At 49.8% G+C, this 14,623-nt stretch carries 11 protein-coding genes; 5 read left to right on the top strand and 6 right to left on the bottom strand.

Features of this window, described 5'->3' with window-relative positions; genetic code table 11:
- Positions 1-163: 163 nt before the first annotated feature.
- The 6 genes from AB3Y96_RS11805 to AB3Y96_RS11830 all read right to left on the bottom strand — a co-directional run bounded on the left by AB3Y96_RS11805 (position 164) and on the right by AB3Y96_RS11830 (position 7,311).
- Entirely contained in the window at positions 164-1,207 is a 1,044-nt protein-coding gene (locus tag AB3Y96_RS11805) for an oxidoreductase (RefSeq protein WP_367299278.1), read from the bottom strand.
- 278 nt (positions 1,208-1,485) lie between these two features.
- Positions 1,486-2,523 carry a TRAP transporter substrate-binding protein DctP gene (gene dctP / locus AB3Y96_RS11810; protein WP_367299279.1) on the bottom strand — a complete coding sequence of 346 codons (1,038 nt, stop codon included), beginning with the start codon at positions 2,521-2,523 and terminating at the stop codon, positions 1,486-1,488.
- A 59-nt stretch (positions 2,524-2,582) separates the two neighbouring features.
- Positions 2,583-3,524 (bottom strand): arabinose operon transcriptional regulator AraC, encoded by a 942-nt coding sequence (gene araC / locus AB3Y96_RS11815; protein ID WP_072309494.1) that lies wholly within the window; start codon positions 3,522-3,524, stop codon positions 2,583-2,585.
- A 176-nt stretch (positions 3,525-3,700) separates the two neighbouring features.
- Positions 3,701-4,696, bottom strand: coding sequence for an L-arabinose ABC transporter permease AraH (araH, locus tag AB3Y96_RS11820; RefSeq protein ID WP_367299280.1), 996 nt, complete (start codon positions 4,694-4,696; stop codon positions 3,701-3,703).
- 20 nt (positions 4,697-4,716) lie between these two features.
- The gene (gene araG, locus AB3Y96_RS11825) at positions 4,717-6,237 is read right to left on the bottom strand and encodes an L-arabinose ABC transporter ATP-binding protein AraG (protein WP_072309496.1); all 1,521 of its coding nucleotides are present in this window, start codon (positions 6,235-6,237) and stop codon (positions 4,717-4,719) included.
- A gap of 93 nt (positions 6,238-6,330) precedes the next feature.
- Positions 6,331-7,311, bottom strand: a complete 981-nt coding sequence (locus tag AB3Y96_RS11830; protein WP_367299281.1) for an arabinose ABC transporter substrate-binding protein — start codon at positions 7,309-7,311, stop codon at positions 6,331-6,333.
- 397 nt (positions 7,312-7,708) lie between these two features.
- Between AB3Y96_RS11830 and AB3Y96_RS11835 the strand changes: the two genes are divergently transcribed.
- From AB3Y96_RS11835 to AB3Y96_RS11855, 5 genes are all read left to right on the top strand, one after another.
- Entirely contained in the window at positions 7,709-9,385 is a 1,677-nt protein-coding gene (locus AB3Y96_RS11835) for a ribulokinase (RefSeq protein ID WP_367299282.1), read from the top strand.
- Positions 9,386-9,411: 26 nt separating this feature from the next.
- Complete coding sequence (gene araA / locus AB3Y96_RS11840; RefSeq protein WP_072309498.1) at positions 9,412-10,914, top strand: L-arabinose isomerase; 1,503 nt, start codon at positions 9,412-9,414, stop codon at positions 10,912-10,914.
- A gap of 351 nt (positions 10,915-11,265) precedes the next feature.
- Positions 11,266-11,481 (top strand): transcription modulator YdgT, encoded by a 216-nt coding sequence (ydgT, locus tag AB3Y96_RS11845; protein ID WP_072309499.1) that lies wholly within the window; start codon positions 11,266-11,268, stop codon positions 11,479-11,481.
- A 243-nt stretch (positions 11,482-11,724) separates the two neighbouring features.
- Positions 11,725-12,612, top strand: a complete 888-nt coding sequence (yedA, locus tag AB3Y96_RS11850; RefSeq protein WP_367299283.1) for a drug/metabolite exporter YedA — start codon at positions 11,725-11,727, stop codon at positions 12,610-12,612.
- A gap of 153 nt (positions 12,613-12,765) precedes the next feature.
- Positions 12,766-14,493 (top strand): formate--tetrahydrofolate ligase, encoded by a 1,728-nt coding sequence (locus AB3Y96_RS11855; RefSeq protein WP_367299284.1) that lies wholly within the window; start codon positions 12,766-12,768, stop codon positions 14,491-14,493.
- Positions 14,494-14,623 lie beyond the last annotated feature (130 nt).

The following is a 14,623-nucleotide window of genomic DNA, read 5'->3' on the forward strand; positions in this document are numbered from 1 at the left end:
TCCCTTACCAAAAATGTGCATGTACATAAGGTTTAATGAAAAAACAAAGCCTTCTTTCTATGATTCAATGAATATACGAAAGAAGGCTTATCTGAGACTACTCGCTATTACATCAACAAAAGGTATCAGCAAGCTGTATCAACGTAGAGATAACAGCACCACACTAAGCAGGTATCGGCAACGCTCTTTGCTGTAACGAAGACTCTTGCCCCAATTCCAGCAGCTCCATTACGGTTATCGCCTCGCAAGCTGGTACGGGATTATCACCGTCACCGTTAATCGCATCACGAATACCGGCATAATACGCCGGATAGTTGCCCGGAATAGTCAGCAACGACTGCTCTGCCATAATGTCGTCTTGCACCAGCGTTAACACGCCATCACGCATGTCATAACCCCAATCCGCCTGCGGTGGGCGCTCACCGGCCTTCAAGCGATCCTCTTGTGGATCTAATCCATGTTTGATGTAGCTGCCTTTCGTGCCATGAACCACATAACGCGGCGTTTCAGCGGCCGTAACCATGCTGCCGTGCAAAATGACGCGCTTATCGGAGTAATACAAAATGGCGTGAAAATAGTCTGTGGTTTGCGAGTTTGGCCGCATCGCTGCCAAATCTGCCAACAGACTTTGGGGTTTGCCAAACAGCTGTAAGGCTTGATCAAGCAAGTGCGAGCCAAGATCAAACCAGATCCCGCTGCCTGCGCCCACTTTCTCGCGCCAGCGGTCACGGACCTCCAGACGAAAACGATCGTAGTGTGATTCAAACTGCACCACATCACCGAGTGCGCCTTCCGCCAGTAGCGTTTTCACCGTAAGAAAATCACTGTCCCAACGGCGGTTATGAAACACCGACAGCAGCCGCTTTTGCTGCTTAGCCAGCATATCTAACTCGCGTGCTTCCTGTAGATTGACCGTGAAAGGCTTATCCACCACCACATGTTTACCCGCCAGCAACGCCTGTTTCGCTAAAGGGTAATGCGTAATGTTAGGCGTTGGGATAACCACCATATCAATATTAGGATCGGTGAAAAGCTGCCCCGGTTCGCCAACCACCGCCATTCCTGGCCAATCAGCGCGTACTTTCTCGGCATCGCTGCTTGAAACCGCCGCTAATGTTAGACCCGGCGTACCAGCAATCAACGGTGCATGGAACGTTTTACCCGCAAAGCCATAACCGATAAGCCCAACACGAATTGAATCCGCCATACAAAACCTCGCTGCCCTAGCAATCAAAAAAGTAAGAGATGACCTTAGATCATCTTTTCAACTTATACATTGTTATCGAAATATTAAGATAGTGCTATTTGATAGCCTGTTTTAGCACGAGGAGCAAGGGGACTCCGTGCGATCTTGATTAGGCGGGTAATTATTAGACAAGGTCTCAACGCTGCAAGCGCCGCCTTGGTCGCACTCGCATCGAGAACAAAATCATTGGCTCAATCTTTGGAGATTGTAGTTTGATGTGAGAAAGCCAGAAAGAGAGGCTAACGTAGGGCTTGATTAACCATTTGAGTCATTTTCTGCAGCGTAGCTCCGGCGTTTTGAACCCCCGATTTTTCCTGCTCCTTCACCCAACTCTCCTGCACGTCCTGATACCGAGAGAGCGTTTTCCACTGCTGCAGTTCTTTGGCCTGAAGAATGCTCACGTTAGCCCCGGTTTTACGCATCTCAGCAATCTGTGTGTCAAAAGCCTTATTCATAACTGAACCTTGCTTTTTATAGGCTATCTCCGCTGCGCGTTGGATCGCATCCTGATCTTGCTTCTCAAGCTCATTCCATGTGTCTTTATTTATGACTAACAGATAGATATGCCCTAACCATAGGTTTTTCGCTATCAGTATATTGGGCGCTGTTATGTGTGCATCAATCTCATAGCCACTGTCAACGTTAACCATGATGCCATCCAGCGCCCCGGATCGCAGCGCGTTACGCGTCTCATCTCCCCACGGCAGTGTCACAGCCTTAGCACCTGCATGTGTTAAAAAAGCCTGATGCCAAAAACTGGCTAAGCGCCACGTTTCTCCTTTTACTTCCGTCAACGATGTCAATGGATGAGTGCTAAAGAAAGCAACCGGATAACCCGTGGCGAAATACAGATTTACCACGTTGTTTTGCTCGAGTTCTGCAGGGAAAGCGGGGACTTCAGCGTAGATATGACGGAAAAAACTAACTTGCCGATCGGCCGAAGGCCCAACGGGGAAACTTTTGAAAATCTGATGTAAAGGTAGCTGCTTCGCGGTGTATTCAGGCACGACGATGGCCATATCCGCACGCTTTCCCTGACCAACCAACGCCAGAGCCCCATAACCAGCAGCAAGTTCACCGCCCCAATGAGGCTCTATTTTCAAACGACCATGAGATTCTTTTTCAATGGCAGAGAAAAATACATCATTAATAAATTCGGTTCGCGTTCCACCCAACGCTTCGTGATCGCTGTATTTTAAGATTTTCACTGCAAATGCCGTGCTTGGTAGCAGTGCGCCAGCGAGAACAACTGCCAGAAGTTTCTTAGCCAATTCCATTTGATATCTCATCTCCTATGATAAAAAACCCTTGATAAAAAGGTGACACTGTCACCAATCTACACTCTCAGCAACGTACTCTGTCTTTCGCTCTGGCGGCGCTCTCCTGCGCTCATCGATGAGGAATCATTGACTTCATGATTACGACGACGGTAATCGCTCGGGCTAACGCCAACACGCTTGCGGAAAACGCGTGAAAAATAGAGCTGATCGTCGTAGCCCACCACGCGGCCAATTGTCGCAATAGGTTCTTGAGTCGTTTGCAGCAGCAGTTTAGCGCGAATAACCCGCTGATCTTCACGCCAACGCAGAATATTCACCCCCACCTGTTCACGGAAAAGATGAGCGAGGCGCGACGGTGATAAGCAAACGTGTTTCGCCACATCTTCGATACGCAGCTCATCGGCCAAATTACCGGTAATAAACTGGCAGGCTTCAATAATGCGTGCATCCATAATACGCTGTGGTGCCTGTGGGTCTTCTTCCATCGCGCGCAGCAGCAAACGCTCAAGCAGGTTCATTGCCAGCTCTTCCGCAAAGCGGCGCCCGGATTTGTGTGTTTGTTCAATATTGGCAAATAGGCGATCAAACTCCAGTAGCGTATTTTCAGGCAATACCATGTGCCCCACGCCATTAACCTGACTATGCCACTCTAACCAATCAGCCCAGTAGGCGCGAGGACGAAAATAGACCCACCGGTGATACCAACAATCGCTTTCCGATGAGCGCCCATAAAAGTGGCTGGCTTTCGGTGGAAATAACAGCAACTCTCCCGGTTTGCTGTATAAAGTTTCTTCTCCCTCTTTGCCGCTAAAAATGCGGCCTTCACCTTTGATCGTCAAATTGAGGATATAGCCTTTCATGCCCTCAGGGCGATCAATAAAGAAGTCTAATGGGCCCTCGGCAATAATCGGCGTTAATCCTGCGACCAAATAAGCGTTAAAACTGTATCCCGGTAATAAAGGATTTGGTTGTGGGTCCTGCATTAAACGTTGATACATCGTCCCTCCCATCCATTAGTAAACCACCTAACCAGTTTACAGAGCAGCGAAAACGCTGCTCATAATTGCTGTAAAAATGTGAAGCAGATAAATAATTATCTATAATTTATACTTAACAATCAGGACTCATCCTATTTCAGCTCACGTTTTAGCCATAATTTTGTTCCCTCACGGGATTAGGCGAGCGTTTTCTTGGCGAGCTGTTTGTAGCGGTCAAAAATGACCGCTGCCAACAAGATAACCCCCCGCACCACGTACTGAGAGAATGGTGAAATATTCAGCAAATTCATCGCATTTTCCACCGTTCCTAGAATCAGCACACCCGCGATAACATAAGATATCTTGCCAATTCCGCCTTTAAGCGATACGCCACCCAGCACGCAGGCCGAGATCACGATCAGCTCGTAGCCTATTGAGGTCATTGGCTGGCCGCTGGTCATACGTGACGCTAAAATGATCCCTGCCGCCGCCGATACCAACCCCGACAACACAAAGATAATAATTTTGGTGCGTACCACCGGAACCCCAGCCAAACGCGCGGCTTCTTCGTTACCGCCAATCGCTAAGGTATTTCGCCCAAAAGTGGTTTTATTTAGCAAGAAACCAAACAAAATAAAGCAGATAACGGTGATCCAAATCGGTGCCGGCAGCCCTAGCCAGTTGGCATAGCCCAATGCAAAAAAACGTTCGTCTTCGATACCGACCGCTTTGCCATCAGAAATAATGTAGGCCAAACCGCGTACAATCTGCATCGTGGCTAACGTGGTAATCAGCGCGTTGATCTTTAAACGAGCAATCACAAAACCGTTAACCAAGCCACACACGGCGCCCAGCAATAAACCAGCAAAGATGCCGATCCACAGGCTTTCAGTCATGTTAATGACAACAGCAGCAGTAACTCCCGCACAGGCAATAACCGAAGCAACTGACAGGTCAAAGTCACCTGATGCTAAGCAAAACAGCATCCCGCAGGCCACCATGCCCGACATTGAGATGGCTAGCCCAAGCCCCTTCATATTGATAAACGAGCCAAAATTAGGCACAAAAATCAAACAGGCGATAAACAGCGCGGCAAACACCACTAGCATGCCGTAACTATCCCAAATGCGGCTGAGGTTAAGCCCCTTTTTTCCTGCTTTAACCGTCGCCGGCGTAGACGTGACACTCGACATAATTCTGCTCCTAGACTTTTTCAGGCCGCATGAGAGGAAGTGGAGATACCGGGCATGGCGAGGGCCAACGCTTTGGCCTCGCTGGCGTTTTCACGCAGTAACTCGCCAGAAACCGCGCCCTCACGCATAACAACAATGCGGTCAGCAAGGCCGAGCACTTCAGGCAAATCACTCGAAGCAAACAGCACGGCAATACCCTGCTCAGCCAGTTGGTAGATCACATGATAGATTTCGTGTTTAGCACCGACATCAATGCCGCGCGTTGGCTCATCAAGTAAAATGACCTTCATATCTTCAGACAGCCAACGTCCCAAAATGGCTTTCTGCTGGTTGCCACCGGAGAGATTCATAATCAGTTGTTCTGGGCTTGGGGTTTTGATGTTTAGCGCACTGATACGCCGATCCGCATTCTTGACTTCCCACTGATGATTTATCAGGCAACCGGCGGTTAACGTATTGCGGCGTGCGCTGATGTTAATATTCTCTCGCACCGAGTGAACGGGAATAATGCCGTCTGCTTTGCGATCCTCCGGACATAGCATCATACCCTGACGAATAGAGTCTATCGGGCTGCGCACCTGCATATCACGCCCGTCCAACAGCACTTTTCCCTGTGTAATTTTGGTGCCACCAAACAGCGCTTTCATCAGTTCGCTGCGACCGGCACCCACTAAACCAAAGAGCCCAACAATTTCGCCTTGTTTCACCTGTAACGAAACAGGCTGCTTCACGCCCGGAGCCAATACCTGTTCAACCGCCAGACGAACCGGCCCATGTTCACGCGGCTGATAGCCATAGACATCACCCAAGTCGCGCCCCACCATGGCCTGAACTAAGGTCTCGTGATTGACCTGCTGCATATCGTCAAACGTTTTTACGTACTTGCCGTCTTTAAACACCGTAATGGCATCGCTCAATGCGAAGATCTCTTCCATACGATGCGACACATAGATAATGACGCGCCCTTCCGCGCGAAGTTCGCGGATCACTCGAAACAGCTGCTCGATTTCCCGCGATGACAGCGAACTGGTCGGCTCATCAAAAGCAATCACCTTGGCATTTCGTGCCAGCGCCTTAGCGATTTCAACCATCTGCCACTGGCCGATGGAGAGATATTTCAGCGGCGTTTGTGGATCAATATCCAAACCTAAGTGTTCAAGCTGTAATCGACTCTCATAATTGAGCAGAGAATTATTCACAAAGCCTTTTTTGGCCGGTAACTGGCCCAGATAAATGTTTTCAGCCACCGTCATCTCAGGCACCAAATGCAGCTCTTGATAAATAATGGCCACACCAGCATCCAGCGCATCGGTCGTTTTATTGAATTGAACCGGCTCACCTTTAAGCAAAATTTCACCCTGCGTCGGCGTATAGCTGCCGCTGAGAATTTTCAGCAACGTCGATTTGCCCGCGCCGTTTTCGCCCATCAGGGCATGGATTTGACCCGCTTGGCAGCGAAAACTGATGTCATCCAGCGCCTTCACCCCGGGAAATGTTTTCCCGATATGGCGGAATTCCAAATAGGGTACGTTGGAGGTCATAAACTCTCTCCTTACCAGCCTGCGGCTAAAGTCGTGAATTGATAGGATCTCGCCACTCAATGCGAGATCCGTTTCTCATTTAAACGAAGGCGGCTATAACCCTTTCTTTTTCAACTCTTCTTTAAAATTGTCACGCGTAATCAGCACCACATCTGTCACCGCCGTGAACTTGGCGGGCTCAACGTCTTTCGTCACCCAATCATTCAGCATCTGGATGCTTTTGTAGCCGTGGATATCGGGGCTTGGTAATAGAGAACCGTAGAAGCCCGTTGGGTTAGCTTTTGAAAGTTCGCTAACCGCATCCACGCCGTTGATACCAATACCAATCACGTTATCGGCTTTAAACCCTTGGCCTTCCGTTGCGCGCACGCCGCCAAGCACGGTGTTGTCATTCATGCCCACGATCAGCCAGTTTTTAACTTTCGGATACTGCACTAACATGGAGTTAGCCGCGTCAAACGCGCCGGGAATATCATTCGACTTGGTCGGTACTTTGTAGATTTGCTTTTCTGGGAAACCGGCTGCTTTTAAGGCATCCATTGAGCCAGTGGTACGGCGGCGCGCGGTATCCAGTTCATCCGCGGTAATCGCCATCACCCCAGTTTCGTCCACTTTCCAGCCGCGCTTGTTCATCTCTTTCCACAGCTCTTGCCCTTGGCGCGCGCCAATTTCACTGGCCGCCATCATCACCAATGGCACATTTTCCATCGGTTTACCTTTGGCATTGACAAACTGATCGTCGACCGCGATGACTTTTAAATCGTAGCTACGCGCCTTGGCGATAATCGCAGGGCCAAGTTTTGGGTCCGGCGTACAAATAACAAAACCTTTGGCGCCGCTTGCGGCAAGGCTATCAATGGCATTTAACGTTTTCTCGCCGTCAGGAACGGCAATTTTAATCACGTCGAATCCCAAATCTTTTCCAGCTTTATCGGCAAATGCCCATTCAGTTTGGAACCAAGGTTCTTCCGGTTGCTTAACCAAAAAACCGAGTTTCATGTTCTCGGCTATAGCCGATTGTGACATAACGGCAGCCAGTCCAATGGCAGCCAAAGCCTTAGTGAATTTATGCATATTTCTAACTCTCCAATTTCGTCATTCTTATGTAGCAGATTTGTCATACAGACCATGCTGTTTAACAACGCAAAGCTAGGTGTACGAATTTAGGGGGTTTAGCGCAGTAGATGCCAAATGATGGGGTATCACACTGCAATGTAAGGTCGTTATATAAGACGGGCTAAGTTGTAGCGGCTAATTAAAGAACAAATAGAGAGCAAAATCACACCAGAAAAATACAGCCATTATGTGCATATATTTAGCAATTCAATAACAATCAAAACTTTTGATACTGCTCACACAAATGCATGCCATAGCTGAAAAATACATACTTGCAGCTAAGCCCTCCTCACACTAAAGGGGCTCTATTTCCTATGTTAGTTAGCAGTGAAATCTATATAACAGGAGATAGGGAATGCGCGTGAACCCCATTGCAATCGGGCTGGATTTTGGTAGTGACTCAGTGCGTTCGCTCGCCGTAGATTGTGTGACCGGGCAAGAGTTAGATACCGAGGTCGTCTACTATCCACGCTGGAAAGAAGGACTATTTTGCGATGCGCCCGCCAACCAATTTCGCCACCATCCGCTCGACTACATTGAATCGCTCGAACAGGCGATAAAAGCCGTGGTAGCAAGGATGAGTGCGGAACAACACGCTGCGGTGGTCGGGATTGGCGTCGATTCTACCGGCTCGACGCCAGCACCGATTAATGATGACGGCGATGTGCTCGCGTTACTGCCGGAGTTTGCCAATAACCCCAACGCGATGTTTGTATTGTGGAAAGATCATACCGCTATCGAAGAAGCCGAGGAGATCAACCAGCTATGCCGCAGCGGCACGTTCCCTGACTACACGCGTTATATCGGCGGCGTGTACTCGTCGGAGTGGTTTTGGGCGAAAATCCTACATATCAGCCGTCAAGATCGCGCGGTATGTCAATCAGCAGCATCTTGGATTGAGTTATGTGACTGGGTACCTGCGCTGTTGTGCGGTAAACAGCAGCCGCATCAGTTAAAACGTGGACGTTGCAGCACCGGACACAAAGCCCTTTGGCATCCCTCATGGGGAGGCGTTGCTCCACGCGAATTTCTTGAAGCGCTCGATCCCTGTCTTGGCGAAAAACTTCAACAGCCTCTGTTTAGTGAAACCTACACCGCAGATCTTCCGGTGGGGAAATTAAGCGATGAATGGGCACAGCGCTTAGGCCTCTCAACCGATGTAGTCCTTTCCGGCGGCGCATTTGACTGCCATATGGGTGCCGTTGGCGCGGGTGCGCAGCCGTATACGCTGGTGAAAGTGATTGGTACATCAACCTGCGACATTTTGATTGCCGATCAACAGTTAATCGGCGATCGCACCATTGCCGGAATTTGCGGGCAGGTCGATGGCAGCGTGATCCCAGGCTATGTCGGGTTAGAGGCCGGCCAGTCGGCGTTTGGCGATATGTACGCTTGGTTCAGCCGTTTATTAACGTGGCCGCTGCATCAAATCGCCAAACAGCACCCCGAGCTGGCCCCACTGTTAGAAAGCACCATCAAAAACTTATTACCGGCTCTCACCGAAGAGTGGGCCAAAGCCCCCCATCTTAATCACCTTCCTGTGGTTTTGGACTGGTTCAACGGCCGCCGCACGCCTTTTGCTAATCAGCGTCTGAAAGGCGTGATCGCCGATCTTAATTTAGGAACCGATGCACCAGCCCTATTCGGCGGGTTTATTGCCGCAACGGCTTTTGGCGCACGCGCCATCATGGAGTGCTTTGAACATCAGGGCGTGCCGGTGGAAAACGTCCTGACGCTCGGAGGGATCGCGCGTAAATCACCGGTGATCATGCAGGTATGCTGCGATGTGATGAATCGCCCGGTGCAAATTGTTGCCTCCGATCAGTGCTGCGCATTGGGAGCCGCGATTTTTGCCGCCGTTGCCGCAGGCACCTACCCCGACATCGCCACCGCCCAGCAGAACATGGCCAGCCAAGTTGAACGTACGTTACAACCAAATCCAGAGCGAGTGGCGCGTTTCCAGCAGCTTTACGAACGTTATCAGCAGTGGTGTCAGAGCGCTGAGCCCTGCTACGCCGCCGTCAAACTTTAATCTCATTCAGAATTTACGGAGTCATCATGCAACAGTTCCAACAAAGCGAAGTCTGGTTCGTCATCGGCAGCCAGCATTTATACGGCCAACGTACATTACAGCAGGTCAAAGAGCAGGCTGAAAAAGTGGTCGCCCATCTGAATCAGAGCGGGTTGCCGGTCAAACTGGTGCAAAAACCGTTGGCGACGACGCCGGATGAAATCACGGCGCTATGCCGCGATGCAAACTATCAAGATAATTGTCTTGGCCTGCTGGTTTGGCTACATACATTTTCGCCAGCGAAAATGTGGATCAACGGCCTCCGCCGCCTAGAGAAACCACTGCTGCAATTCCATACCCAGTTTAATGCCCAAATTCCGTGGGATAGCATGGATATGGACTTTATGAATCTCAATCAAACCGCACACGGGGGCCGAGAGTTCGGCTTTATCGGCGCGCGTATGCGTCAGCAGCACAGCGTTGTTGCCGGGCATTGGGAAGATCGACAGGCACAGGAAGGCATCGCACGTTGGATGCGCACTTGTGCTGCAAAACACGAAAGTCAGCATCTGAAAGTGGCACGTTTTGGCGATAATATGCGTGAGGTGGCGGTGACGGAAGGAAATAAAGTCAGCGCTCAAATTCAATTTGGCTATAGCGTGAATGGCTATGCGCTGGGTGATTTGGAACAGGTGGTCAACGAAGTTAGCCATGGCGACATCAGCGCGCTGGTGGAAGAGTATGAAGCCAGCTATATCCTGACCGACGCCGTGAAAAACGGCGGTGCAAAACGCGAAAATCTGCTGGATGCCGCACGCCTTGAATTAGGTATAGAACGCTTCCTTCAGCAAGGCGGTTTTCATGCCTTTACCACCACATTTGAAAACCTCTATGGGCTAAAACAACTGCCTGGCTTAGCCTGCCAACGATTGATGCAAAAAGGCTATGGCTTTGGTGCCGAGGGCGATTGGAAAACCGCCGCCCTGTTGCGCATCATGAAAGTGATGGCGGCGGGCCTACCAGGCGGTACGTCTTTCATGGAGGATTACACCTACAATTTCCAGCCGGGAAACGATCTGGTGGTGGGATCGCACATGCTGGAAGTCTGTCCGTCAATAGCCAAAGAAGAAAAGCCGCTGCTGGATGTTCAGCATCTCGGCATTGGCGGTAAAGCCGACCCTGCTCGCCTGCTGTTTTCAACCCCTGCGGGCGCAGCGCTGAATGCCAGCCTGATTGATTTGGGCGATCGTTTCCGCCTCTTGGTTAACTGCGTAGATACCGTTGAACAGCCACGTGATTTACCAAAACTGCCTGTTGCACGCGCCATCTGGAAAGCCCAGCCGTCGTTAGCCACCGCGGCTGAAGCATGGATTTTGGCCGGAGGCGCGCATCATACGGTATTTACCCAAGCGCTAGACGTTGAGTATTTGCGCTTATATGCAGAAATGCACAATATCGAGTTCTTACTCATTGATAATTCCACCACGCTTCCCGCCTTTAAAAATGAGATCCGCTGGAATGAAATGTATTACATGTTGAACCGTAAATAACCCATCACGCAATATAAAATGGCAGCACAGTGGTTATAACTGTGATTGCCATTTTTTATGGTCTCGCACAACGAAACCACGTGCAAACAGCAATCGTGAATATAAAAACACGCCACGCGAAATTGAGTACTTCATTTTGTTTGAAAGTATTTCACACTATTTAATTAGCCGAAAATTATCTTGAACCTGCCCGCCGTCGATATATTAGACAGGCGATCAGCGTGTTACTTGTTAAATTATAACCTTTTTTTAATTATGTAACACGTATCACTAATATTGTACTAGACAGATGGTTTTCACTACATATACTGGAAACTCTTCTGTTATCCTTCCTGTTGATGAACATATAAAATGAACGTAAATGATTATCTGCTAAAGTTCCGCAGAGTTAGCACACTGGAAAGCTTAGAAAAACTCTTTGACCATCTTAATTACTCTCTCATTGAGGATGAGGAAATTATTAATATGTATCGTGCTGCCGATCATCGCCGCGCAGAATTAGCCAGCGGCGGCCGCTTATATGATGTGGGCTGTGTACCTAAAGAGATCTGGCGCTACGTTCAATAAAAATTATTAACCGCATTATATTGCCGTTGGCTATTCGTTTGAATGCGGTTTCACTTTAACGTTTGGTGCTAAAGTGAACGTATTTTTTGTTATCTTTCGACAATAAACTTTATTGTCGTGGCCTTATAGCCAATTCCCTTTAAATTCATTTCATTAATAAGCAAAAAGCATGAGAAAAGAGTACTTACTCAGCCCATTTTAGCGTTTACTGGCTGCTTATTTTTGCCAAGGATAATGCTTACTATGCGCTCTCGTGCTGCCACCTTTCTCCCACTCATTGGCTCATTATTTGCCCTGTATATTATTTGGGGTTCTACTTACTTTGTCATTCGTCTTGGCGTGGAAAGTTGGCCACCATTAATGATGGCCGGCGTGCGGTTTCTCTGTGCTGGCCTAGTAATGCTTACGTTTCTCCGTCTACGCGGCCACAAAATGCCAAGCGGTCGTCCTCTATTAAACGCCGCCATCATCGGTATTTTGCTGCTGGCAGCCGGCAACGGCGCTGTGACCGTGGCTGAGCATCAAGATGTTCCCTCCAGGATTGCGGCGGTCATGGTGGCCACCGTTCCCCTTTTCACCCTGTGCTTTAGTCGAATGTACGGAATGCCCACGCGTTGGTTAGAGTGGCTGGGGATTGCAATTGGCCTGTGTGGCATTATTTTGCTCAACAGCGGCGGGCATTTAAGCGGCAATCCGTGGATGGCGCTGCTTATTTTAGCGGGTTCAATGACGTGGGCGTTCGGCTCAGTGTGGGGTTCTCGCGTTGAGTTACCGGCAGGCCTGATGGCTGGAGCGATTGAAATGCTCACCGCTGGGATAGTCTTACTTATCGCCAGCGCCATAGCCGGTGAACGTATGACGCAAATGCCAAGCATACAGGGTATTTTGGCGGTAAGTTATCTGGCGGTTTTCGGCTCTCTGATCGCGATTAGCGCGTATATGTTTTTGATTCGTAACGTTCGCCCCGCCGTTGCCACCAGCTATGCCTACGTTAACCCGGTAGTCGCCGTGTTGTTAGGTACTGGTTTGGGCGGTGAAACGCTGTCGTCAACCGAATGGCTTGCGCTGTGTGTCATTATCGTCGCAGTTCTTCTGGTGACACTGGGCAAATATCTACTGCCACAACATTGATTTCTCGCAGAGTAAACGTTTGCGTAGTGTGAAATATTACGCGCGAAAAATGCGTGTCGGGCGGTATTCTTCATTGAGTGTACTGCCCGATAGCCTATAATCGTCGCCATTAACCAGTTTGCCTTTACCTGTTTTTGCAAGGATCACGACCCCATGACGTCCCTCCCCGAACAGATGCATGCTCCTCAGTTAAAACCTATCGCCCAGATCGCTGAACGACTGGGGATCCCATCGACACATTTGATCCCCTATGGCCACTACGCGGCCAAAATAGACATCAAGGCAATTAGACCCGAGCAAGGTACTGGCCAGTTAGTGCTGGTTTCCAGTATTACGCCAACGCCATTAGGTGAAGGTAAAACCGTCACCACTATCGGCTTAAGCCAAGGGCTGAACTTTATTGGCAAAAAAGCACTGGCGTGTATTCGTCAACCGAGCCTTGGCCCCGTGTTCGGGGTGAAAGGTGGTGCAGCCGGCGGCGGCGTAGCCCAGGTCCTGCCCATGGAGCAGCTCAATCTGCATCTCACCGGCGATATTCATGCTATCACTGCGGCACATAATCTGGCTGCCGCCGCGCTGGATGCCCGTCTGTTCCATGAACAGCGCTTGGGCGAAAAGTTTACTGAACATACCGGATTAAAACGTCTGGATATCGACCCTGAACACGTTGTGTGGAAACGCGTGATTGACCATAACGATCGTGCGCTTCGCAGCATAGATATCGGCGTGGGCGGCGGTAACAATGGCGTTCCGCGTCATGACGGGTTTGATATCACCGCCGCGTCGGAGCTGATGGCTATCTTGGCGCTTTCAGAAAGTTTGGCCGATATGCGTCAGCGCATTGGGCGCATTATTTTGGCCTATACGTTACAGGGTCACGCCATTACCACCGAGGATCTGGAAGTGGCTGGCGCAATGACTGTATTAATGAAAGAAGCCATTCATCCAACATTAATGCAAACCAGTGAAAACACGCCGGTGCTGATCCACGCAGGGCCATTTGCGAATATTGCCCACGGTAACTCTTCGGTTCTAGCCGATCGTCTTGCCCTACAGCTGGCAGATTATGTGGTGACCGAAGCCGGCTTTGGTTCCGATATGGGCATGGAGAAGTTCTTTAATATCAAATCTCGCCAGTCGGGTATCAAACCCTCTTGCGTTGTATTGGTTGCTACGCTGCGCAGTTTAAAAGCCAACAGCGGCAAGTTTAATATGAAACCGGGACAGTCTTTGCCGGAAGAAGTTAAGCATGCCAACCTACCTTTGCTGGTCGAAGGCGCGAGCAATTTAGCCTGGCATATCGGCAACGCGTCCCGTTATGGGTTGCCGGTCGTCGTGGCTATCAATCACTTCCCAGAAGACAGCGCGGAAGAGCTGGATTTCATTCGCCAATTCGCGATGGAACATGGTGCTTTCGGGGTTGAAATCAGCGATGCATTCTCTGCGGGCGGCAAAGGCACGGCCCAGCTAGCCGAATGTGTTACTGCGGCCTGCCGTACCGGCGGCGAAGTGTCATTACTTTATCCTGATGACATGTCTCTGGCGGATAAATTGCAGACGCTGGCAAAAAATGGCTACGGCGCATTACGAGCTGAATTAACCCCAGCGGCACAGGCCACATTGCAGCAGCTTGAGCTGGCTGGATTTGGTCACCTGCCACTGTGCATGGCAAAAACACCGCTCTCAATCAGTGCCGATCCGGCCCTAAAAAATGTGCCGCGTGATTTCATTCTGCCTGTCACCGATCTGAAAGTATCAGCTGGCGCCGGTTTTATTCGTGTTTATGCCGGAAACATTATGACCATGCCGGGGCTTAGCACCTTACCCGCCTACCGTCATATTGATATCGATAGCGCGGGAAATATCGTCGGACTGAGTTGATGAAATAATTAAGTTACGCTGTAACATTGAAGAAATTATCGTCATTTCGTGCATGCCGTGACCCGTTGACGGCTCGGCAGCACGATATCGATGATAGCGCTTCAATTAGCCTGTATGATGCGTAACGCTG

Origin of the sequence: Hafnia alvei, from assembly GCF_964063325.1 — a bacterium.
In the GTDB taxonomy this organism is placed as follows: domain Bacteria; phylum Pseudomonadota; class Gammaproteobacteria; order Enterobacterales; family Enterobacteriaceae; genus Hafnia; species Hafnia alvei_B.

What these genes read in the sequence shown, in the direction of transcription:
- dctP (WP_367299279.1), bottom strand. Translation starts at nt 2,523, where the DNA reads ATGGAATTGGCTAAGAAACTTCTGGCAGTTGTTCTCGCTGGCGCACTG.
- araH (WP_367299280.1), bottom strand. Translation starts at nt 4,696, where the DNA reads ATGTCGAGTGTCACGTCTACGCCGGCGACGGTTAAAGCAGGAAAAAAG.
- araC (WP_072309494.1), bottom strand. Translation starts at nt 3,524, where the DNA reads ATGTATCAACGTTTAATGCAGGACCCACAACCAAATCCTTTATTACCG.
- AB3Y96_RS11835 (WP_367299282.1), top strand. Translation starts at nt 7,709, where the DNA reads ATGCGCGTGAACCCCATTGCAATCGGGCTGGATTTTGGTAGTGACTCA.
- AB3Y96_RS11830 (WP_367299281.1), bottom strand. Translation starts at nt 7,311, where the DNA reads ATGCATAAATTCACTAAGGCTTTGGCTGCCATTGGACTGGCTGCCGTT.
- AB3Y96_RS11855 (WP_367299284.1), top strand. Translation starts at nt 12,766, where the DNA reads ATGACGTCCCTCCCCGAACAGATGCATGCTCCTCAGTTAAAACCTATC.
- ydgT (WP_072309499.1), top strand. Translation starts at nt 11,266, where the DNA reads ATGAACGTAAATGATTATCTGCTAAAGTTCCGCAGAGTTAGCACACTG.
- AB3Y96_RS11805 (WP_367299278.1), bottom strand. Translation starts at nt 1,207, where the DNA reads ATGGCGGATTCAATTCGTGTTGGGCTTATCGGTTATGGCTTTGCGGGT.
- araG (WP_072309496.1), bottom strand. Translation starts at nt 6,237, where the DNA reads ATGACCTCCAACGTACCCTATTTGGAATTCCGCCATATCGGGAAAACA.
- araA (WP_072309498.1), top strand. Translation starts at nt 9,412, where the DNA reads ATGCAACAGTTCCAACAAAGCGAAGTCTGGTTCGTCATCGGCAGCCAG.
- yedA (WP_367299283.1), top strand. Translation starts at nt 11,725, where the DNA reads ATGCGCTCTCGTGCTGCCACCTTTCTCCCACTCATTGGCTCATTATTT.